The following is a 19,899-nucleotide window of genomic DNA, read 5'->3' as shown; positions in this document are numbered from 1 at the left end:
CCTCCTTGCGCTGCGCTCAGCCCTGCCCTGGCAGGGTGAAGCCATCCACCGACTGACGCATGCTCTCGGCCAGCTTGGCCAGCTCACCAATGCTGCGTGCCGTGGTGGAGGTACCCGTCGAGGTCTGCGAGGTGATCTCCTGGATCACGTTCATGGTGTTGGAGATATGACCCGCCGAGGACGCCTGTTGCCGTGCCGCGTTGGAAATGTTCTGGATCAGCGCCGCCAGGCTGGTGGATACCTTCTCGATTTCCTCCAGGGCAACCCCGGCATCCTGGGTCAGACGTGCACCGGTGACCACTTCCGAAGTGGTCTGCTCCATGGAGATCACCGCCTCGTTGGTATCGGTCTGAATGGTCTTCACCAGCGCCTCGATCTGCTTGGTCGCCGCCGAAGAACGTTCCGCCAGGCGCTGTACCTCGTCGGCTACCACCGCGAAGCCCCGGCCGGCGTCACCGGCCATGGAGGCCTGGATCGCCGCGTTGAGGGCCAGGATGTTGGTCTGGTCGGCGATGTCGTTGATCAGGCTGACGATGTCACCAATCTCCTGGGACGACTCACCCAGGCGCTTGATCCGCTTGGAGGTGTCCTGGATCTGCTCGCGGATCACGTCCATGCCGGCAATGGTGCTCTGCACCACCTCGTTGCCCTTGTTGGCGATGGCTACCGAGCGCTCCGCTACCGCGGCGGACTCGGAGGCGTTGGCCGATACCTGGTCGATGGACACCGCCATCTCGTTCACCGCCGCCGAGGCGCCGGCGATTTCCTGGGCCTGGTGCTCGGAGGCTTCGGCCAGGTGCATGGCCGTACCCTGGGTTTCCTGGGCCGCGGCGGCTACCTGCAGGGCAGTATGGTTGATGGTTTCCACCAGTGCGCGCAGTTGGTCGATGGAGTAGTTGATGGAGTCGGCGATGGCCCCGGTGAAGTCCTCGGTTACCGTAGCCTCCGCCGTCAGGTCACCATCGGCGAGGTCGGCGATCTCATCGAGCAGACGCAGAATCGCCGCCTGGTTGCGCTCGTTGGTGGCAGCGGTCTCGGCCAGACGCTGGCGGGTTTCACGGGTCATCTGCACACCGATCAGCAGAATGCTGGCCAGCGCGATGAGACCCAGCAGATAGCCGAGCAGGGTGTTGACCCAGCGCGCGTCGCTACGCTGTTCGAAAGCCGCGGACAGGTCCGATACGTTGTCCAGCAGCACCTGCGAATCGGTGAAGATGCTGTTTGCCGCCGAACGCACCTGGTACAACTCCGGTGAGGTCAACAGGATCTGGTCCACCGACTCGGCGACGAAGCCGAACAGGTCGGCGATTTCCTGCAGCCGGCCCACCGCATCGGGGTCGGTCACCTGGCTGACGCCGATCACCTCGTTGCCGTGCAGCATGCCTTCCAGTACCCGGCCGAACAGGCTGGCATCACGACCGAAGCTGTCCGCCGCCAATACTGCATCATCATCACCGGTCAGTACCCGGTTCACCGAACCCAGGATACGTTCGGCCAGCAGTGACTGGCGCTGGGCGATGGACACCTGGTCGGCCGGCGCGCCGCTCTCGATCAGCACGTCGACCACATCCTCGTACTCGATCTGCAGCTGCGGTACGGTGTCGGACAGGGTCGCGGCCACCTCGTGCAGCGACAGTACCGTGTTCTGGCTGTTGAGAATGGCGTCGGCATTGCCACGTACCTTGTCCCAGTCGGCCTGGGCCCGTGCCAGTGGCTCCTGCAGCGTGTCCGGTGTCGGCGGCAGGCCGGTTTCCTCGCGCCCATCGGTCAGGTAGCCCCAGCGCTGCTCGAAGTCGTTGCGCGCCTCCAGCAGCAGGCCGAAGGCTTCCCGGGTGCCAGTGGCCGCTTCGGTCGCCGACTTGGATATCTGCTGGGACAGTACCCGCAGTTCCCCGGAGTGGCCGATGTATTCGGTATCGTAGGAACTCTGCACGTTCACATAGACGAAGTTGATGAACAGCAGGATCAACGACAGGATCAGCGCGGCGAACAGGCCACTGATCGTACGGTTGCTGCGCAAAGTGGACAGTATGTTGGTATCAAGCTTTTTCATTTTCTGGCCCCTACCTGGCCTACCGCATGCTTCTTGAAGTCCTGAGTTGTTGCGTACCGGGCTGGTGCCGGGCCGCCCCTGCCGATCAGATCGCCACGTCAAGGAACGCCTGGTCGCGCGCCAATGCCCGGAAATTGAATATCAGTGATATCTGCTCCCCGGTATAGGCACCCACCACAAATGGCCCGAATCGTTCCGCAAGGGCAGGCACCGAGGTGGTAAAGCTGCTTACTGGAAAATGCTGCATGCCGAACAGTTCATCGACCAGCAGACCGACGAACAGATCGTCACGGTCGAGCACCAGCACCCGGCGCTGCTTGCGCGGCGCGCTGGCCGTGGCACCGAAGAAGTGGCTCAGATCGATGATCGGCAGAAGCCGGCCACGTACGTTGGCTACCCCTCTGACCCAGGACTTGACCCTGGGCAGGGCGGTATAACGCGGCTCATGGAGAATCTCGCTGACCTCGCCCATGGCTGCCACCATGGTCTGGCCAGCCAGACTGAAACCGACCCCGCTCCAGGTCTCGGCCACGGCGGTCTGCGCCGGCAGGCCGCTGGCCAGCTGGCGACAACGCGCCGCCAACTGCTGGAGAAGGTCAAAAGGATGTATTGTCTCTGACATGCCGTCCCTGTTGTCATTGTGCGCCGCTGCCCGCGGCGCTGCCGGTCAGTGGCCGAGCACTGACTTCACGGTCTGGATCAGCGTGGCTTCCTCGACCGGCTTGGTCAGGTAATCCCTCGCGCCCTGGCGCTTGCCCCAGACCTTGTCGGTTTCCTGATCCTTGGTGGTGACGATGATGACCGGGATGCTCACGGTTTCCGGATCCTTGGTCAGCTGCCGGGTGGCCTGGAAGCCATTGAGCCCCGGCATGACGATATCCATCAGCACGACATCGGGCTTTTCCTGGCGAGCCAGCGCCACACCGTCGGCACCGTTTTCCGCCTTGAGCACTTCGAAGCCGTGTTTTTCCAGCATGCCGCTGAGCTTGTACAACTCGGTCGGCGAATCATCCACTACTAATATGCGAGCCATTTTTCCCCCTGGATATTCAAATTGTGCCGGCGGACCCTCAGGTCTCCATCGATCCGGCCAGGTGCTTTTCCGACTGCGGAACATGGGCACGGATAGCGCCCAGCAACTCTTCCTTGCTGAATGGCTTGGTCAGATACTGATCGGAACCGACGATACGCCCCTTGGCCTTGTCGAACAGCCCGTCCTTGCTGGACAGCATGATCACAGGCGTGGAGCGGAACGCAGTGTTGTTCTTGATCAAGGCGCAGGTCTGATAGCCGTCGAGGCGCGGCATCATGATGTCGACGAAGATGATATCGGGGTGGTTGTCAGCGATCTTGGCCAGGGCATCAAAGCCGTCGACGGCAGTGATGACGTTGCATCCGACCTTTTTCAGCAGCGTTTCCGCCGTACGCCGAATGGTCTTGCTGTCATCAATCACCATGACCTTCAGGCTCTCGAAATTTTCTTCCATAAACACAGCCCTTGTTATATACGGCGGTCAGTTGCAGGGCGGTCAGGCGCTGCCCGAGACCGACCAATTCCATTTCTGGCTACTTTTAGCATAGATTTCCCAGGCAATCCATAAAGCCTTCTCAGCGTTGAGACATCCTGCGACTTCGGTCATCCTTTCATCGTTACCGGGGCAAAGGGTACACTGCCAGCACTTCTCAAACATGACAGTGACCTATTCCCATGAGCATTCGCATTGGTATCGTCATGGATCCGATCAGCGCGATCCATTACAAGAAGGACAGCTCCCTGGCCATGCTCCTGGCAGCCCAGCAGCGCGGCTGGGAGCTCAACTACATGGAACCCCAGGACCTCTACCTGCAGGACGGCCAGGCCATGGCCGGCATTCGCCCGCTGGAGGTATTCGCCGACCCGCAATGCTGGTACCGGCTCGGCACCGAGCAGCAACAGCCGCTCGAGCAGCTCGATGTGATCCTGATGCGCAAGGATCCGCCGTTCGACAATGAATTCCTCTATGCCACGCACATCCTCGAAGCGGCCGAGCGTGCCGGCGTACTGGTGGTCAACCGCCCCGCCAGCCTGCGCGACTGCAACGAGAAACTGTTCGCCACGCGCTTCCCGCAATGCTGCCCACCGAACACGGTTTCACGTCGCGCCGACATTCTGCGCGCTTTCATCAGTCAGCACAGTGACGTGATTCTCAAACCGCTGGACGGCATGGGCGGCTCGATGATCTTCCGCGTTCGCCAGGACGATCCGAACATCAGTGTCATCATCGAGACGCTGACCGAACATGGCCAGCAGCAGATCATGGCCCAGCGCTACCTGCCTGCCATCAAGGAAGGTGACAAGCGCATCCTGATGATCGATGGCGAGCCGGTACCTTATTGCCTGGCGCGCATTCCGCAGGCCGGCGAGACCCGCGGCAACCTGGCCGCCGGCGGACGTGGCGAAGCCCGGCCATTGAGCGAACGCGACCGCTGGATCGCCGCCGAGGTCGGTCCCGAACTGCGTCGGCGGGGCCTGCTGTTCGTCGGCCTGGATGTGATCGGCGACTACCTGACGGAGATCAATGTGACCAGCCCGACCTGCATCCGCGAGATCGATGCCGCCTACGATACCGATATCGGGGGGCAATTGATGGATGCCATCGAGCAACAGCTCAAAGCGCGACACAGTGCGTAGACTTTTTTTCCGGACAGGGGCAGACTGCATGCCAGTTTGTCTCGTCTATGGATAGCATGAATACAGCAGCAGCGACGCCGCCATTACCCGCTCGTCCGGTCGCACCGGCCATAGAGCCCAGGGACCGCCTCGGGTTCACCCTGTTTCTGGCGGCCGTGCTGCATGCCCTGGTCATTCTCGGCATCACCTTCGAACTGCCCAGCCCCAGCGAGCTGTCCAAGAGTCTGGAAATCACCCTGGCCAGCCAGCCCACCGAGGAAAAGCCGGACAACCCCGACTATCTGGCGCAATTCAACCAGCAAGGTAGCGGCACGCTGGATGACAAGGCCGCGCCCAGCACGCCCGAGCAGAGCGTCTTCCAGGACAGCGAGATCAATGAGGTGGCGCCGGTCGAACAGGCCGCCCCACCACCCGAGCCCAGCGCCCCGGAAAAGGTCGTCACCACCACCGCCCCTGCTCCGGACAAGGTCCCGACCAGGCCGGCCGAACCCGATCCACTGGACACACCGGCACCGAGTCAGCGTTTCGACATGTCGCGACTGTCGGAAGAGATCGCCAGCCTGGAGGCGCAGCTCGCCGAAGAGCGCCAGCAATATGCCAAGCGTCCGCGGGTCCACCGCATCAATGCCGCTTCCACCATGCAGGACAAGGGGGCCTATTACAAGGACGCCTGGCGGCGCAAGGTGGAGCGCATCGGCAACCAGAACTACCCGGCCGAAGCCCGCAGCCAAGGCATCTACGGCAACCTGCGGCTACTGGTGGCGATCAATCGCGACGGCTCCCTGCGCGACGTGCAGATCCTCGAATCCTCCGGCCACCGGGTGCTGGACAATGCCGCGCTGCGTATCGTCCGCCTGGCGGCGCCCTATGCGCCCTTCACCGGCGAGTTGATGGACATCGATGTGCTGGAGATCATCCGCACCTGGCGCTTCGAACCGGGCGATCGCATTTCCAGTTTCTAAACGCTCCCGACCGCCCTCTTGCTCTTGCCCTCCGCGCCCGTCCACCCAATACTATGCGCCATGACCCAGACCTTACCCAGCTACCTGAAACATCATTTCCTGCTCGCCATGCCGCACATGGAGGACCCGCGCTTCGCGCATACCCTGATCTATCTGTGCGAGCACAACGAGGAAGGCGCCATGGGACTGGTGATCAACCGGCCCAGCGGCCTGAACCTCGGTGACGTACTGGAGCAGACTTCACCCGAGCTGAGCGTACCGCTGGAGGTGGGTGGGCGCACGGTATTCAATGGTGGGCCGGTGCAGAGCGAACGCGGCTTCGTGCTGCACCGCGGCCCGCAACAATGGGAGTCGAGCCTGAACCTGGGCCCGCTGCAACTGACCACCTCACGGGATATCCTGGTGGACATGAGTCGTGGCCAGGGCCCCAGCGAATCCTTCGTTGCCCTCGGCTACGCCGGCTGGGAAGCCGGCCAGCTGGAGCGCGAGCTGGTCGACAACGTCTGGCTCAGTTGCCCGGCCGACTATCGCATCCTGTTCGAAGTGGACGCCGAACAGCGCCTGGAGGCCGCCGCGCGCAGCCTGGGTATCGATCTCAACCTGCTCACCAGCCAGACGGGCCACGCCTGATGGGCAGCACTCCCCAGCGCGTGCTCGGTTTCGATTACGGTACCCGCCAGATCGGCGTGGCCGTCGGCCAGACCCTCACCGGCAATGCCCGCCCACTCAAGGAACTGCGTGCCCGCGATGGCATACCCGACTGGGAGCAGATCGCTGCGCTGCTGCGGGAGTGGCAGCCCGACGCCCTGGTGGTCGGGCTGCCACTGAACATGGATGGCACCCCGAGCGAGATGAGCGCCCGTGCGGAGAAGTTCGCCCGCCGTCTGCATGGCCGCTTCCACCTGCCGGTGCACTATGTGGACGAGCGCCTGTCCACTTTCGAAGCCAAACAAACCCTACGCGACAGCGGACGGGGCACACCAGCCAGCTATCGGGACAACCCGGTCGACAGCCTGGCCGCCGCCCTGTTGCTGGAAACCTGGCTGGCCAGCCAGATCAAGGAGACATGATGAGCGCACTGCCTGAAGTCGACCCGTTGCTGCAACGCATGGGCGAGGAACTGACCGCCTGGCTGGACCGCACCCAGCGTACCGACCCGGCGGTGGTCGGCATCCATACCGGCGGCGCCTGGATAGCCGAACGCCTGCGCGACCAGTTCCTGCCCGACGCGCCGCTGGGCACGCTGGATATTGCCTTCTATCGCGATGACTTCGCCCAGATCGGCCTGCAACCCGGGGTACGACCATCGGAACTGCCGTTCAGCGTGGATGACCGCCATCTGGTACTGGTCGACGATGTGCTGATGACCGGCCGTACCATCCGGGCCGCCCTCAACGAGCTGTTCGATTATGGCCGGCCGGCCTCGGTGACTCTGGTCACGCTGGTGGATATCGAGTCCCGGGAGTTGCCGATCCGCGCCGATATCCTCGGCGCCAGCCTGGTGCTGCCGCCCGGCCAGCGGGTAAAATTGACCGGCCCCACGCCGCTGCAACTGATCCTGAACCCCGTAGCCAAGCCATGAGAGCCCAATGAGCCTGAAATCCAGCCAACTGCAACTCAATCAACAGGGCCAGCTGCGCCATTTCCTTGGCATCGACGGGCTCTCCCGGGAACTGCTGACCGAGATCCTCGATACAGCTGACTCCTTCCTCGAAGTCGGCGAACGGGCGGTGAAGAAAGTCCCGCTGCTGCGCGGCAAGACCGTGTGCAACGTGTTCTTCGAGAACTCCACACGTACCCGCAGCACCTTCGAGCTGGCCGCCAAGCGGTTATCCGCCGACGTACTCAACCTGGATATCCAGACCTCCTCGACCAGCAAGGGTGAAACCCTGTACGACACCCTGCGCAACCTGGAAGCCATGGCGGCGGACATGTTCGTGGTACGCCATGGCAATTCCGGCGCGGCGCACTTCATCGCCGGCAATGTCTGCCCCGAGGTCGCCATCATCAATGCCGGTGACGGCAACCATGCGCACCCGACCCAGGCAATGCTCGACATGCTGACCATCCGCCGCCATCAGGCGCCGTTCGAGCAGCTGTCGGTGGCCATCGTCGGCGATATCATGCATTCGCGGGTGGCACGCTCGAACATGGAGGCACTGCGCATCCTCGGTTGCCCGGACATCCGCGTGATCGCCCCGCGTACCCTGCTGCCGGAGGGTATCGAGCAGTATGGCGTGCGGGTGTTCAATGACCTGCGGGTGGGACTGCGCGATGTCGATGTGGTGATCATGCTGCGCCTGCAGAAGGAGCGCATGCAGAGCGGCCTGCTGCCCAGCGAAGGCGAGTTCTATCGCCAGTACGGCCTGACCAGCGACAGCCTGGCATTGGCCAGACCCGATGCCCTGGTCATGCATCCGGGGCCGATCAACCGTGGGGTGGAGATCGAATCGGCGGTGGCTGACGGGCCGCAGTCGGTGATTCTCAAGCAGGTGACCTACGGCATTGCCGTGCGCATGGCCGTGATGTCCATGGCCATGGCCGGCCAGACCACCCAGCGCCAGTCCAGACAGGGAGCACAGTAAGCATGCGGATAACCATTGCCGGCGCCCGGGTTATCGACCCTGCCAGTCAGTTCGACCAGATCACCGACCTGCACATCGATGCCGGCCAGATCCATGCCCTGGGCAGCGCGCCCGAGGGTTTCATCGCCGCCCAGACCATCGATGCCCGTGGCCTGATCGCCTGCCCCGGCCTGGTGGACCTGAATGTCAGCCTGCGCGAGCCCGGCTTCGGTCGCAAGGGCAATATCGCCAGTGAGACCCGCGCTGCCGCGGTCGGCGGGGTGACCAGCCTGTGCTGCCCACCCGACAGCCGCCCGGTGCTGGACACCCCGGCGGTCGCCGAGCTGATTCTCGACCGCTGCGAGCGCGCCGGCCAGACCCGGGTGTTCCCCATCGGTGCCCTGACCAAGGGCCTCGAGGGTGAACAGCTGAGCGAGCTGGTGGCCCTGCGCGATGCCGGCTGCGTGGCTTTCACCCAGGGGCTGGCGCCGGTCAAGAGCAACCGTATCCTGCGCCGCGCACTGGAATATGCCGCCGGTTTCGACCTGCCGGTGATCTTCACCCCGCAGGATCCGGCGCTGGCCGAAGGCGGCGTCGCCCACGAAGGCCCGACCGCCGCCCGCCTCGGGCTGCCGGGCATTCCCGAGACCGCGGAGACCGTCGCCCTGGCGCGGGATCTGCTGCTGATCGAGCAGACCGGTGTGCGTGCGCATTTCAGCGGCCTGAGCAGTGCCCGCGCCATCGGCATGCTGGCCGATGCCCAGGCCCGCGGCCTGCCGGTCACCGCCGATGTGGCCATGTACCAGTTGCTGCTGTGCGATGAAGACCTGGACGGCTACTCCAGCCTGCTGCATGTGATGCCGCCGCTGCGCAGCAGCAGCGACCGTCGCGCTCTGCGTCAGGCGGTGCAGGAAGGTGTGATCCAGGCCATCGCCTCCCATCACCAGCCCCATGAGCCGGAAGCCAAGCGGGTGCCGTTCGCCGCCTCGGCCCCCGGCATCAGCAGCGTCGAAATCATGCTGCCCTTGGCCCTGACCCTGGTTGCCGATGGCCTGCTGGAACTGCCCGCGGTGCTGGCACGACTGACCAGTGGCCCGGCGACCGCGCTCGGCCTGCCAGCCGGACGCATCGCTGTCGGTGACCGTGCCGATCTGGTGCTGTTCGACCCGGCCGGCACCACCGAGATCGGCACCCACTGGCTGTCGAAGGGCGACAATTGCCCGTTCCTCGGCCAGGCTGCCCCCGGCTGCCTCAGCCATACCATCTGCAATGGGCAACTGGTATTCCAGGCCTGAGGGTGAACGTCCATGGCAGCGTTCGGTCTGCGCGGCAAGTCTCTTCTGGCGCTTCTGCTGGCCTGCCTGCTGGCACTGCTGCCAGCCGGCCTGATCGGCTGGCAGATAGTGCAGAAGGTGCACGGGCACTTCGCTGAAGCCTTTGCCGGCAATATCACCCAACTCAACCGGGAGAGGATCTACGCACCGATCTCCCGCGAACTGGCGCTGGCCCTGCGCTTCGCGCGCTCGGAAATCACCCGCCAATGGCTACTCGACGAGCAGGATCCGGCCAAGCGGGAGCTGTTCTTCCGCGAAGCCGAAGGCTACCGCCGGGACTTCCGCGACCATGCCTATTTCATCGCTCCACTGGACTCACGCAATTACTATTTCAACAGCGATGAGGAAACCTTCAGCGCCGAGGCACGCTATCGGATCGATGCCAGTGATCCGGCCAACGCCTGGTTCAGCGCCTCCCTGGCCACTACCGACAATTACAACCTGAACGTCGACCACAACCCGCAGCTGAACACCACCCGGCTGTGGCTGAACATCCTGGTGCGCGATGCTGACGGCTCGCCCCTGGCGCTGGCCGGCTCGGGACTGGACCTGTCCAGCTTCATCAGCGAGTTCATCACCAGCAAGCAGCCCGGCGTCACGCCCATGATCCTGGATCGCAACGGTGCCATCCAGGCACATCAGGATCCTTCGCTCATCGCACTCAATTCCGGCGCCGACCGGCAGGCACAACCGGCCACCATGCTGTACAGCCTGCTCGATGGCGCTGCGGCCGTGAGTGCTCTGCAGCAGGCGCTGGCACAGGCCGAAGACAACCCCGGCAGTCTGCAGCTGCTGAGCCTGCCGCTACAGGGCCGTGAGCAGTTGCTGACCCTGACCTACGTGCCCGAACTGAACTGGCATATCGCCAATGCCATCGACCTGAGCACCGCCAATATCATCGGCGGCCAGTGGCTGTGGCCGCTGCTACTGGTATTGGTACTGATGCTGCTGGCCTTGACCCTGGTGTTTGCCATCGGTATCGAGCGCCTGCTGCTGCGCCCGCTGGAACAACTGCGGCACAGCGCCCAGGCGCTGGCTGCGGGGAACTATGATGTGCGTCTGCCCAGTACCCGTGACGACGAGATCGGCGAGTTGAGCGATGCCTTCGCGGTGATGGTGGACAAGGTGCGCAGCCACACCCGGGATCTGGAAAGCCGGGTGCAGGAGCGCACCCACAAGCTGGAGCAGGCCAACCGCGACATGGCCAGCGCCCACCGGAAGATCAGCGACTCCATCGACTATGCCAGTCTGATCCAGCGCTCCATCCTGCCGGATCGGCCACTGCTCGATACCCTGGGTGACGGCCATGCCGTACTCTGGCGCCCCCGTGATGTGGTCGGCGGCGATTTCTATCTGTTCCGTGAGCTGGCCGAGCAGCAATACCTGCTGGGCGTGGTCGACTGTGCTGGTCATGGTGTGCCCGGCGCGCTGATGACCATGCTGGCCCACGCCGCGCTGAGTCAGGCGATCGGTGAATGCCCCGCCGACGACCCGGCGGCCATGCTGCAGCGCAGCGACGAAATCCTGCGCGGCATGCTCAGCGACACTCCGCAATTCCGCTCGCTGGCCACCAGCATGGATGCCGGCCTGGTGTGTGTCGATATGCAGGCACGCCAGATTCACTTCTCCGGCGCCAAGATCAGCCTCTACTACAGCGATGGCGAGCAGGTCGAACGCCTGCCCGGTGGGCGCCGCGCGCTGGCTGACAAACGGGTCGGGGAATATCACAACGCCCAGGTGGCGCTGCACGACAACCGGACCTTCTATCTGTGTACCGACGGCTTTCTCGATCAGGCCGGTGGTGATCAGGGCTTCGGCTTCGGCAACAACCGTTTCGCCGACATGCTGCGCCGGCATGCATCGTTGCCACTGGCCGAGCAGAAGAATATCTTCAGCGACACCCTGGCCCGGTACCAGGGGGATTACCTGCAACGCGACGATATTACCATGCTACTCTTCCGCTTCGATTGAAGCTGCCGCCATCAGGAGTCGTCAAGCCCATGCTCGATCTTTACGCCATGCGCGAACAATTCAGCCAACAGCAGATCATGCTGTGCTTCAATGGCCCGATTTCCCGCAGCCTGCTGGAGGAAATCGGTAATGCCCTGCGTAACTATCTGGCGGCGGAACACGCTCACCCATCGGCCTCCATGGATGTGTTCGCGGTGTATATCGAAATGACCCAGAACATTCGCCATTACATGACCCAGCGCGACTGGAGCGAGCAGGATGCCAGTGCCACCGTGGTGGTATCACGCAATACCGAAGGCCGCTATGTGGTCTCGGCCGGCAACCTGGTCGAACAGGCCGACGGCGAATACCTGGTCAACAGCATCAACGCCCTGACCGGCCTGGACAAGGCCGAGCTCAAGGGTCTGTACAAGGAACAATTGCGCCGGCCGCGCGGTCAGGCATCGACCACCGGCGCCGGCCTTGGCCTGATCGACATTGCGCGCAAGTCGTCGGAACCGCTGCAGGCCTCTCTGCGCCCTGCCGAGGCGGGGCGCGCCTTCTTCAGCCTGCGCGCTGTCATCTGAACCGAGTGACCGAATCATGATTGATCTGCACATCCCGGCAACGCAGTCGACCCCGAAAATTCACACCGAGCATGCCCAGGGCAGGCTGGTGATGCAGGGTGACTCCTACCCCGAGAACTCCTATGAGCTGTTCAACCAGGTCTTCGAGTGGATCGAGGGTTTCCTGGCCGAGCAGCCACCCCGGGCACTGAACCTGGAGCTGCACCTGCTGTATCTGAACACCAGCAGCATCAAGGCGATGATGGAGATCTTCGATCTGCTGCAAGCGGCGCATGACCGTCAGCATCCGGTCAAGGTCAGCTGGTTCTATGATGCCCGCAACGAGCGGGTCGCCGAGCTTGCCGAAGAATTCAAGGAAGACTGCAGCTTCCCCTTCGATATCCTGGCGATAGCGCGGAGCGCGCCGTGACCACCTCCGGGTACGACCTGGAGCAGCGTCTGATCAGCCTGCTGCAGGACACCGCAGCGGACAATCCGCTGCACCAGCCGCTGGCCGAGCTGTGGCAGACACACCAGGACCTGGTCTACCGACTGGAACGCATCACACGGATTTCCGATGCCTACCAGAGCCTGGCCAAGGAACGGGAAGTGTCGCTGGTCAGCCGCATCGACAAGCAACTGCGTCAGCTGGAAAAGATCGTGCGTATTTCCGATCGTTACCAGCACATGATGCAGGATCTGAATATCGCCCTGCAGGAAGCGGCCAGCCATGACGTTCTCACCGGCCTGCCCAACCGCCGTCTGCTGACCGAGCGTCTACGCGAGGCAAGCGAGCTGCACCGGCGCCATGGCCGCCCGTTCAGCCTGGCGATGATCGATATCGATCACTTCAAGAGCATCAATGATCGGTTCGGCCATGAAACCGGTGATAGCGTGATCATCGAGGTGGCCAGGGTGCTGGATGCCGAAGTACGTGAGCAGGATACCTGCGGACGCTGGGGCGGGGAGGAGTTTCTGCTGCTGTTGCCGGAGACCGATGCCCAGGCGGCCGCCCTGCTGGGCGAACGCCTGCGCCACGCCGTCGAGCAGCTCGCCATACGCCACCAGGATGAGCCCATCCGGGTCACGGCGAGCATCGGCATCGCCGGCCACGTCGACGTCAACAGCTATTCGGAAACCATCAACCATGCCGACAGCGCATTGCTGCAGGCCAAGCGAGCTGGTCGCAACCAGTGCATGGCCTACCCAGCCACCCGGGTGACCACCCCCTCCTGATCAACGCCGGTAGTGCTCTTCCTCGTCGCCCTGGATGGACAACGAGTGCTCCTCGCGCATCAGGTATTTGCCGTCGGTTTCCGAGCCCAGCTTGATCAGCAGGCGCAAGTCGTTGGCCGAGTCGGCATGCAACAGCGCATCCTCGTAGGTGATCTCGCCCTGGCTGTAGAGCTTGTACAGCGCCTGGTCGAAGGTCTGCATGCCCAGCTCGTTGGAACGCGCCATCAATGGCTTGAGCTCATGCACCTCGCCCTTGCGGATCATGTCCGCCGCCAGCGGCGTATTCAGCATCACCTCGATGGCGGCGCGACGGCCCTTGCCATCCGGGGTCGGAATCAGTTGCTGGGCGACCAGCGCCTTGAGGTTGAGTGACAGGTCCATCCAGACCTGCTGGTGCATGTCGGCCGGGAAGAAGTGGATGATCCGGTCCAGCGCCTGGTTGGCGTTGTTGGCGTGCAGGGTGGCCAGACACAGGTGGCCGGTTTCGGCGAAGGCCAGCGCGTGTTCCATGGTTTCGCGGGTCCGCACCTCACCGATCAGGATCACGTCGGGAGCCTGACGCAGGGTGTTCTTCAGCGCCACCTCGAAGGAATCGGTATCGATACCCACCTCGCGCTGGGTGACGATGCAGTTCTGGTGCTGGTGGATGAACTCGATAGGGTCCTCGATGGAGATGATGTGGCCGCTGGAGTTCTTGTTGCGGTAGCCGATCATCGAGGCCAGCGAGGTGGACTTACCGGTACCGGTGGCGCCGACGAAGATCACCAGCCCGCGCTTGGTCATCGCCAGCTTCTTGAGAATCTCAGGCAGCCGCAGCTCTTCCATGGTCGGAATGTTGACCTCGATGCGGCGCAGCACCATGCCCACCAGGTTGCGCTGGTAGAAGGCGCTGACGCGGAAACGGCCGATACCCCGCGCACTGATGGCGAAGTTGCACTCCTTCTGCTCGGCGAATTCCCGGCGCTGGGCCTCGGACATCACCCCCAGCACGGTTTCCCGGGTCTGCTCGGGGGACAGCGGGGTCTTGGTCACCGGCAGGATCTTGCCGTGCACTTTCATGCTCGGCGCCACACCGGCGGTAATGAACAGGTCGGACGCGCCTTTCTCGACCATCAGTCGCAGCAGCTTTTCGAACTCCATAATTTCCTCGTCTCGGGGCGCGCTCCGGCACCCCCGTTGCGCCTATCAGAGGCTTTCGCCAGCCTTGGCCTTTTCACGTGCCGCCTCGCGGGTCACCAGTCCGCGGGATACCAGGTTCTTGAGGCACATATCCAGCGTCTGCATGCCGATATTGCCCCCGGTCTGGATCGCCGAGTACATCTGCGCGACCTTGTCCTCGCGGATCAGGTTACGGATCGCCGGGGTGCCGATCATGATCTCATGGGCGGCCACCCGGCCACCGCCGATCTTCTTCAGCAGGGTCTGGGAGATCACCGCCTGCAGCGATTCGGAGAGCATGGAGCGGACCATGGCCTTCTCCTCGCCGGGGAACACGTCGACCACCCGGTCGATGGTCTTGGCCGCCGAGGTGGTGTGCAGGGTGCCGAACACCAGGTGACCGGTTTCCGCGGCGGTCAGCGCCAGGCGGATGGTCTCCAGGTCGCGCATCTCGCCCACCAGGATGATGTCCGGGTCTTCGCGCAGCGCCGACCGCAGCGCCTCGGAAAAGCCCAGGGTATCGCGATGCACCTCGCGCTGGTTGACCAGGCATTTCTTCGACTCGTGGACGAATTCGATCGGGTCCTCGATGGTGAGGATGTGCTGGTACTTGGTGCAGTTCAGATAGTCGAGCATGGCCGCCAGGGTGGTCGACTTGCCGGAGCCGGTCGGCCCGGTGACCAGCACCAGCCCGCGGGGCACATCGGTAATCTTCCTGAACACATCGCCCATGCCCAGCTCTTCCATGGTCAGCACCTTGGAAGGAATGGTCCGGAATACCGCGCCGGCACCACGGTTCTGGTTGAAGGCGTTGACCCGGAAGCGGGCCACGCCGGGCACCTCGAAGGAGAAGTCGGTTTCGAGGAACTCTTCGAAATCCTTGCGCTGCTTGTCATTCATGATGTCATAGATCAGCGCGTGTACCTGTTTGTGCTCCAGTGCCGGTACGTTGATCCGGCGCACATCGCCATCCACTCGAATCATGGGCGGCAATCCGGCCGACAGGTGCAAGTCCGACGCGCCCTGTTTGGCGCTGAAGGCTAACAGCTCGGTTATATCCATAGGGTTCCCCATTGCAACCTGCGAGCATGTAGAATGCACCGCAGGTCGGTTCCATTGGCAAGGTAAATAACGTCCGTAATGTCCACGATAGCAGAGAATATTGCAAACGTTCGTGAGCGCATTTTGTGTGCTGCGCACGCTGCCGGACGCGATCCGCAGAGCATTACCCTGATGGCCGTGAGCAAGACCCGCCCGGCCAGCGCCATCCGCCAGGCGCATGCCGCAGGCGTGCAGCATATCGGCGAGAACTACCTGCAGGAGGCGCTGAGCAAGATCGCCGAGCTGCAGGATCTGCCGCTGACCTGGCATTTCATCGGCCCGATCCAGTCGAACAAGACCCGCGCCATCGCCGAGCACTTCGACTGGGTGCACAGCATCGACCGGCTGAAGATCGCCCAGCGCCTGTCCGCGCAGCGCCCGGCCCATCTGCCGCCGTTGAATGTCTGCCTGCAGGTCAATATCAGCGATGAAGACAGCAAGGCCGGCGTGCCCGTGGCCGAGCTGGACGCCCTGGCCCGCGAGGTGACGGACCTGCCCGGCCTGCGCCTGCGCGGGCTGATGGCGATTCCGGCCCCGGCCGCAGACAGCGAGGCCCGGCGCCGACCGTTGCGTGCCCTGCGTGAGGCCATGGCGGCGCTGGCGCTGCCGCTGGATACCCTGTCCATGGGCATGAGCGATGACCTGGACGAAGCGATTGCCGAAGGCGCCACTATGGTACGCATCGGCAGCGCGCTGTTCGGCGCCCGCGACTATTCCACTTCCCCTTTCGAAGGATGATTCACATGACAGCTCCGCGCATCGGATTCATCGGCGCCGGCAACATGGCCACCAGCCTGATCGGCGGCATGCTGCAGGGCAGCTTCAAGCCGAACCAGGTCATGGCCAGCGACCGCAGTGACGAACAACTGCAGCGGCTCAGCCGCCAGTTCGGCATCCATACCAGCACCGACAATGCCGACCTGGCCCGCGATTGCGATGTGCTGGTACTGGCGGTCAAGCCCCAGGTGTTACAGGCGGTGTGCCGTGCGCTGCCTGCCGAGCGCAAGGCCGGCCAGTTGGTGGTCTCCATCGCCGCCGGCATCACCTGCAGCAGCCTGGCCAGCTGGCTCGGCGCGGACACACCTCTGGTGCGCTGCATGCCCAACACCCCGGCGCTGCGAGGCCAGGGTGTCAGCGGCCTGTTTGCAGTGACGCAGGTCAGCGGCGAGCAGAAGAAGCTCACCGAAAACATCATGAATGCCGTGGGTATCAGCCTGTGGCTGGAGCAGGAAGAACAGATCGACGCGGTGACCGCGGTGTCCGGCAGTGGTCCGGCGTATTTCTTCTATCTGATGGAAGCCATGACCAGCGCCGGCGAACAACTGGGCCTGCCCCGGGAAGTCGCCGAGCGCCTGACGCTGTTCACCGCCCTCGGTGCCGCGGACATGGCGGTGCACAGCGATGTGGATACCGCCGAGCTGCGCCGCCGGGTGACCTCGCCGGGCGGCACCACGGAACAGGCCATCAACAGCTTTGCCCGGGATGACCTGCCCGGCATGGTGGCCCGTGCGATGCAGGCGGCCGCCGCACGCTCCGCCGAATTGTCCAAAGAACTCGCCTGAGGAGATGTCATGACCGGACTGAATATGGCTGCTGTGTATGTGGTGCAGACACTGGGCAGCCTGTATCTGTTGATCGTGCTGCTGCGCTTCATCCTGCAACTGGTGCGTGCCGATTTCTACAACCCCATCTCGCAGTTCATCGTGCGTGCCACCCAACCGCTGCTGCAGCCGCTGCGCCGGGTGATTCCGGGGTTCGCCGGGATCGATGTGCCCTCGCTGGTGCTGGCACTGGTGGTGCAGGTGATCGTGATGTCGATCATCATCAAACTGATGGGCTATGCGCTACCGGCCGTACTGCAATTGCTGGTGTGGTCGCTGGTCGGCATCACCGCGCTGTTCCTGAAGATCTTCTTCTTTGCGCTGATCATCAGTGTGATCCTGTCCTGGGTCGCCCCGCAGAGTCACAACCCCGCCGTGCTCCTGGTATTCCAGCTGTGCGAGCCGGTGCTGGCACCGATCCGCCGCTTCCTGCCATCCATGGGCGGCCTGGATCTGTCGCCGATCTTCGCCTTCATCGCGCTGAACCTGCTGGACATGCTGTTGATCACCAACCTGGCGATTGCCACCGGCATGCCCAGGGGCCTGACCCTGGCACTGTGAGCCATGGCCGACTTCTATAACTGGCGTGGCGCCGATCTGGTTCTCGACTGTCATCTGCAACCCGGCGCCCGAACCATCGGCTTTGCCGGGCAGCATGGGCAGCGCCTGAAGATCCGCATCAGCGCCCCGCCGGTGGACGGCAAGGCCAACAACATGCTGATGGAATTTCTGGCCGCCGAGTTCGGTGTCGGCAAGCGCCAGGTCAGTCTGCTCAGCGGCCAGCAGAGCCGGCAGAAGCGGCTGCTGATCGAAGCGCCACAGCGGCTGCCGGACGGGCTGGGCATAATCCGGCCTTGATATTGCGTCCGGCAGGTACGCTCTTTAGACTGACGCCTCGATTATTGGCCCAACGCCCGATAACAGCGGCCAATCCACACAGGAAATGAAAAACCCCATGTCCAGATTCCCTGCTGATTCCGTCGGCCTGGTCTCGCCGCAGCGCCAGACCTTCACGGAGCCCTTGCAGCTGGCCTGCGGACGGACCCTGCCGCAGTACGAGCTGGTCTATGAAACCTATGGTCAGCTCAATGCCAGCCGCAGCAATGCGGTGCTGGTATGCCATGCGCTGTCCGGCCACCATCACGCCGCCGGCTATCACAGCGAGGACGATCGCAAGCCCGGCTGGTGGGATGCCTGTATCGGCCCCGGCAAGGCCATCGACACCAACCGTTTCTTTGTCGTCAGCCTGAACAACCTCGGCGGCTGCCATGGCTCGACCGGCCCATCCAGCATCGACCCCGAGACCGGCAAGACCTACGGCGGCAAGTTCCCGATGATCGTGGTCGAGGACTGGGTCAACAGCCAGGCACAACTGGCCGACCACCTGGGTATCGACTGCTGGGCGGCGGTGGTCGGCGGCAGCCTCGGGGGCATGCAGGCGCTGCAGTGGGCCATTCACTATCCCGAACGCCTGCGCCATTGCGTGGCCATCGCCACCGCCTCCAAGCTGTCGGCGCAGAACATCGCCTTCAACGAAGTGGCGCGCCAGGCGATCATCACCGACCCGGACTTCCATGAGGGCGATTATGCCGCCTTCGGCGTGATTCCCAAGCGCGGGCTCGGCCTGGCGCGCATGGTCGGGCATATCACCTACCTGTCCGATGATGCCATGGGCCAGAAGTTCGGCCGCGAGCTGCGCAGCGAGCGCCTCAACTACGATATCAGCAGCGTCGAGTTCCAGGTGGAAAGCTACCTGCGCTACCAGGGCCAGGAGTTTTCCGAGCGCTTCGACGCCAACACCTATCTGCTGATGACCAAGGCGCTGGATTACTACGATCCGGCCCAGGCCACTGGCGGCGATCTGGCCAGGGCACTGGAGCCGCTCAGCGCCCGTTGCCTGGTGATCTCCTTCAGCACCGACTGGCGCTTCCCGCCGGCACGCTCGCGGGAGCTGGCCAATGCATTGATGGCCGCGCGCAAGGAGGTCAGCTACCTGGAAGTCGAGGCGGCCCAGGGGCATGACGCCTTCCTGCTGCCGATCCCCCGCTATATCCAGGCCCTGAGCAGCTACATGAACCGTATCGAGGTGGACGCATGACCCTGCGCGCTGATCTGCAGATCATTCAGAAGTGGATCGAGCCCGGCAGCCGTGTACTCGACCTTGGCTGCGGTGAAGGTGAGTTGCTGCATTACCTGCAGAACAATCGGCAGGTGCGCGGCTATGGCCTGGAAATCGACCCGGACAACATCAATGCCTGCATCAACAAGGGCGTGAACGTCATCGAAAAGGACCTTGACCAGGACCTGGACAACTTCGAGGACCACAGCTTCGATACCGTGGTCATGACCCAGGCGCTGCAGGCGGTGCATTATCCGGACCGCATTCTCGAGGACATGCTGCGCATCGGTCGCGAGGCGATCCTGACCTTCCCCAACTTCGGCCACTGGCGCTGCCGGCTGTACCTTGGGACCAAGGGACGCATGCCGGTTTCCGAGTTCATGCCCTACACTTGGTACAACACCCCGAACATCCACTTCTGCACCTTCAAGGATTTTGAAAACCTGTGCCACGAACGCTCGGTACGCATCCTTGATCGTCTGGTGGTGGACCAGACCCATCGCAGCAGCAGGCTGAGCGCCATGTGGCCCAACCTGCTCGGCGAAGTCGCCATTTACCGTGTCACGCGCTGACAAGGAGTCATC

At 63.4% G+C, this 19,899-nt stretch carries 23 protein-coding genes; 17 read left to right on the top strand and 6 right to left on the bottom strand.

What is annotated here, in order from left to right; genetic code table 11:
• Positions 1 to 16 precede the first annotated feature (16 nt).
• The 4 genes from CQ007_RS06600 to CQ007_RS06585 form a co-directional block, all read right to left on the bottom strand.
• Positions 17 to 2,053, bottom strand: a complete 2,037-nt coding sequence (locus CQ007_RS06600) for a methyl-accepting chemotaxis protein (protein ID WP_105644356.1) — start codon at positions 2,051 to 2,053, stop codon at positions 17 to 19.
• 85 nt (positions 2,054 to 2,138) lie between these two features.
• Entirely contained in the window at positions 2,139 to 2,675 is a 537-nt protein-coding gene (locus CQ007_RS06595) for a chemotaxis protein CheW (protein ID WP_105644354.1), read from the bottom strand.
• Positions 2,676 to 2,720: 45 nt separating this feature from the next.
• On the bottom strand, positions 2,721 to 3,086 hold the full coding sequence (gene pilH, locus CQ007_RS06590) for a twitching motility response regulator PilH (RefSeq protein ID WP_105644352.1): 366 nt from the start codon (positions 3,084 to 3,086) through the stop codon (positions 2,721 to 2,723).
• A 37-nt stretch (positions 3,087 to 3,123) separates the two neighbouring features.
• Positions 3,124 to 3,540, bottom strand: coding sequence for a PleD family two-component system response regulator (locus tag CQ007_RS06585; RefSeq protein WP_105644350.1), 417 nt, complete (start codon positions 3,538 to 3,540; stop codon positions 3,124 to 3,126).
• Positions 3,541 to 3,761: 221 nt separating this feature from the next.
• Here CQ007_RS06585 and gshB point away from each other — a divergent pair, with 221 nt between their 5' ends.
• Genes gshB through siaD form a run of 11 tightly spaced genes read left to right on the top strand, consistent with a single transcriptional unit; the run spans position 3,762 to position 13,336 of the window.
• Positions 3,762 to 4,724, top strand: a complete 963-nt coding sequence (gshB, locus tag CQ007_RS06580) for a glutathione synthase (RefSeq protein ID WP_105644348.1) — start codon at positions 3,762 to 3,764, stop codon at positions 4,722 to 4,724.
• A 56-nt stretch (positions 4,725 to 4,780) separates the two neighbouring features.
• On the top strand, positions 4,781 to 5,686 hold the full coding sequence (locus tag CQ007_RS06575; protein WP_105644346.1) for an energy transducer TonB: 906 nt from the start codon (positions 4,781 to 4,783) through the stop codon (positions 5,684 to 5,686).
• A gap of 60 nt (positions 5,687 to 5,746) precedes the next feature.
• Positions 5,747 to 6,316 carry a YqgE/AlgH family protein gene (locus CQ007_RS06570; protein WP_105644344.1) on the top strand — a complete coding sequence of 190 codons (570 nt, stop codon included), beginning with the start codon at positions 5,747 to 5,749 and terminating at the stop codon, positions 6,314 to 6,316.
• On the top strand, positions 6,316 to 6,756 hold the full coding sequence (gene ruvX / locus CQ007_RS06565; protein ID WP_105644342.1) for a Holliday junction resolvase RuvX: 441 nt from the start codon (positions 6,316 to 6,318) through the stop codon (positions 6,754 to 6,756). The genes CQ007_RS06570 and ruvX overlap by 1 nt, the downstream gene beginning before the upstream one ends.
• Positions 6,756 to 7,268, top strand: a complete 513-nt coding sequence (gene pyrR / locus CQ007_RS06560; protein ID WP_105644341.1) for a bifunctional pyr operon transcriptional regulator/uracil phosphoribosyltransferase PyrR — start codon at positions 6,756 to 6,758, stop codon at positions 7,266 to 7,268. Before ruvX ends, pyrR begins: the two co-directional genes overlap by 1 nt.
• Before the next feature lie 7 nt (positions 7,269 to 7,275).
• Positions 7,276 to 8,271: an aspartate carbamoyltransferase catalytic subunit gene (locus tag CQ007_RS06555; protein ID WP_105644339.1), complete on the top strand. Its 996-nt coding sequence runs from the start codon at positions 7,276 to 7,278 to the stop codon at positions 8,269 to 8,271.
• A gap of 2 nt (positions 8,272 to 8,273) precedes the next feature.
• Entirely contained in the window at positions 8,274 to 9,545 is a 1,272-nt protein-coding gene (locus CQ007_RS06550) for a dihydroorotase (protein ID WP_105644337.1), read from the top strand.
• 12 nt (positions 9,546 to 9,557) lie between these two features.
• The gene (siaA, locus tag CQ007_RS06545) at positions 9,558 to 11,555 is read left to right on the top strand and encodes a biofilm regulation protein phosphatase SiaA (RefSeq protein WP_105644335.1); all 1,998 of its coding nucleotides are present in this window, start codon (positions 9,558 to 9,560) and stop codon (positions 11,553 to 11,555) included.
• Between the two features lie 29 nt (positions 11,556 to 11,584).
• A complete protein-coding gene (siaB, locus tag CQ007_RS06540; protein WP_177424290.1) occupies positions 11,585 to 12,121 on the top strand; it encodes a biofilm regulation protein kinase SiaB in 537 nt (178 codons plus the stop codon).
• Between the two features lie 16 nt (positions 12,122 to 12,137).
• Positions 12,138 to 12,530 carry a biofilm regulation phosphoprotein SiaC gene (gene siaC, locus CQ007_RS06535; protein WP_105644334.1) on the top strand — a complete coding sequence of 131 codons (393 nt, stop codon included), beginning with the start codon at positions 12,138 to 12,140 and terminating at the stop codon, positions 12,528 to 12,530.
• Positions 12,527 to 13,336: a biofilm regulation diguanylate cyclase SiaD gene (gene siaD / locus CQ007_RS06530; protein WP_256582217.1), complete on the top strand. Its 810-nt coding sequence runs from the start codon at positions 12,527 to 12,529 to the stop codon at positions 13,334 to 13,336. Before siaC ends, siaD begins: the two co-directional genes overlap by 4 nt.
• Here the strand turns inward: siaD and CQ007_RS06525 are convergent, their stop codons facing one another.
• Together CQ007_RS06525 and CQ007_RS06520 are read right to left on the bottom strand one after the other, a co-directional pair.
• Positions 13,337 to 14,476, bottom strand: a complete 1,140-nt coding sequence (locus tag CQ007_RS06525; RefSeq protein ID WP_105644332.1) for a PilT/PilU family type 4a pilus ATPase — start codon at positions 14,474 to 14,476, stop codon at positions 13,337 to 13,339.
• A gap of 45 nt (positions 14,477 to 14,521) precedes the next feature.
• Entirely contained in the window at positions 14,522 to 15,556 is a 1,035-nt protein-coding gene (locus CQ007_RS06520) for a type IV pilus twitching motility protein PilT (RefSeq protein WP_105644330.1), read from the bottom strand.
• Between the two features lie 78 nt (positions 15,557 to 15,634).
• Here CQ007_RS06520 and CQ007_RS06515 point away from each other — a divergent pair, with 78 nt between their 5' ends.
• The 6 genes from CQ007_RS06515 to metW all read left to right on the top strand — a co-directional run bounded on the left by CQ007_RS06515 (position 15,635) and on the right by metW (position 19,887).
• The gene (locus tag CQ007_RS06515) at positions 15,635 to 16,333 is read left to right on the top strand and encodes a YggS family pyridoxal phosphate-dependent enzyme (protein WP_105644328.1); all 699 of its coding nucleotides are present in this window, start codon (positions 15,635 to 15,637) and stop codon (positions 16,331 to 16,333) included.
• Positions 16,334 to 16,338: 5 nt separating this feature from the next.
• A complete protein-coding gene (gene proC / locus CQ007_RS06510; RefSeq protein ID WP_105644326.1) occupies positions 16,339 to 17,157 on the top strand; it encodes a pyrroline-5-carboxylate reductase in 819 nt (272 codons plus the stop codon).
• Positions 17,158 to 17,166: 9 nt separating this feature from the next.
• Entirely contained in the window at positions 17,167 to 17,757 is a 591-nt protein-coding gene (locus tag CQ007_RS06505) for a YggT family protein (RefSeq protein WP_105644325.1), read from the top strand.
• Positions 17,758 to 17,760: 3 nt separating this feature from the next.
• On the top strand, positions 17,761 to 18,054 hold the full coding sequence (locus CQ007_RS06500) for a DUF167 family protein (RefSeq protein ID WP_105644323.1): 294 nt from the start codon (positions 17,761 to 17,763) through the stop codon (positions 18,052 to 18,054).
• Positions 18,055 to 18,151: 97 nt separating this feature from the next.
• Entirely contained in the window at positions 18,152 to 19,294 is a 1,143-nt protein-coding gene (locus CQ007_RS06495) for a homoserine O-acetyltransferase (RefSeq protein WP_105644321.1), read from the top strand.
• Between the two features lie 2 nt (positions 19,295 to 19,296).
• Positions 19,297 to 19,887, top strand: a complete 591-nt coding sequence (gene metW, locus CQ007_RS06490; protein WP_105644521.1) for a methionine biosynthesis protein MetW — start codon at positions 19,297 to 19,299, stop codon at positions 19,885 to 19,887.
• Positions 19,888 to 19,899 lie beyond the last annotated feature (12 nt).

This window comes from Pseudomonas sp. MYb185 (assembly GCF_002979975.1).
Taxonomy (GTDB): Bacteria; Pseudomonadota; Gammaproteobacteria; order Pseudomonadales; family Pseudomonadaceae; genus Halopseudomonas.
The sequence above is the reverse complement of the archived record's forward strand: the minus strand, read 5'-3'. Positions and strand labels throughout refer to the sequence as shown.

Coding starts and splice junctions, on each gene's coding strand:
- CQ007_RS06595 (WP_105644354.1), bottom strand. CDS start 2,675: ATGTCAGAGACAATACATCCTTTTGACCTTCTCCAGCAGTTGGCGGCG.
- pyrR (WP_105644341.1), top strand. CDS start 6,756: ATGAGCGCACTGCCTGAAGTCGACCCGTTGCTGCAACGCATGGGCGAG.
- siaA (WP_105644335.1), top strand. CDS start 9,558: ATGGCAGCGTTCGGTCTGCGCGGCAAGTCTCTTCTGGCGCTTCTGCTG.
- siaC (WP_105644334.1), top strand. CDS start 12,138: ATGATTGATCTGCACATCCCGGCAACGCAGTCGACCCCGAAAATTCAC.
- siaB (WP_177424290.1), top strand. CDS start 11,585: ATGCTCGATCTTTACGCCATGCGCGAACAATTCAGCCAACAGCAGATC.
- CQ007_RS06585 (WP_105644350.1), bottom strand. CDS start 3,540: ATGGAAGAAAATTTCGAGAGCCTGAAGGTCATGGTGATTGATGACAGC.
- CQ007_RS06495 (WP_105644321.1), top strand. CDS start 18,152: ATGTCCAGATTCCCTGCTGATTCCGTCGGCCTGGTCTCGCCGCAGCGC.
- CQ007_RS06575 (WP_105644346.1), top strand. CDS start 4,781: ATGAATACAGCAGCAGCGACGCCGCCATTACCCGCTCGTCCGGTCGCA.
- CQ007_RS06520 (WP_105644330.1), bottom strand. CDS start 15,556: ATGGATATAACCGAGCTGTTAGCCTTCAGCGCCAAACAGGGCGCGTCG.
- pilH (WP_105644352.1), bottom strand. CDS start 3,086: ATGGCTCGCATATTAGTAGTGGATGATTCGCCGACCGAGTTGTACAAG.
- CQ007_RS06505 (WP_105644325.1), top strand. CDS start 17,167: ATGACCGGACTGAATATGGCTGCTGTGTATGTGGTGCAGACACTGGGC.
- CQ007_RS06515 (WP_105644328.1), top strand. CDS start 15,635: ATGTCCACGATAGCAGAGAATATTGCAAACGTTCGTGAGCGCATTTTG.
- CQ007_RS06600 (WP_105644356.1), bottom strand. CDS start 2,053: ATGAAAAAGCTTGATACCAACATACTGTCCACTTTGCGCAGCAACCGT.
- CQ007_RS06525 (WP_105644332.1), bottom strand. CDS start 14,476: ATGGAGTTCGAAAAGCTGCTGCGACTGATGGTCGAGAAAGGCGCGTCC.
- gshB (WP_105644348.1), top strand. CDS start 3,762: ATGAGCATTCGCATTGGTATCGTCATGGATCCGATCAGCGCGATCCAT.
- CQ007_RS06550 (WP_105644337.1), top strand. CDS start 8,274: ATGCGGATAACCATTGCCGGCGCCCGGGTTATCGACCCTGCCAGTCAG.
- proC (WP_105644326.1), top strand. CDS start 16,339: ATGACAGCTCCGCGCATCGGATTCATCGGCGCCGGCAACATGGCCACC.
- ruvX (WP_105644342.1), top strand. CDS start 6,316: ATGGGCAGCACTCCCCAGCGCGTGCTCGGTTTCGATTACGGTACCCGC.
- CQ007_RS06555 (WP_105644339.1), top strand. CDS start 7,276: ATGAGCCTGAAATCCAGCCAACTGCAACTCAATCAACAGGGCCAGCTG.
- CQ007_RS06500 (WP_105644323.1), top strand. CDS start 17,761: ATGGCCGACTTCTATAACTGGCGTGGCGCCGATCTGGTTCTCGACTGT.
- CQ007_RS06570 (WP_105644344.1), top strand. CDS start 5,747: ATGACCCAGACCTTACCCAGCTACCTGAAACATCATTTCCTGCTCGCC.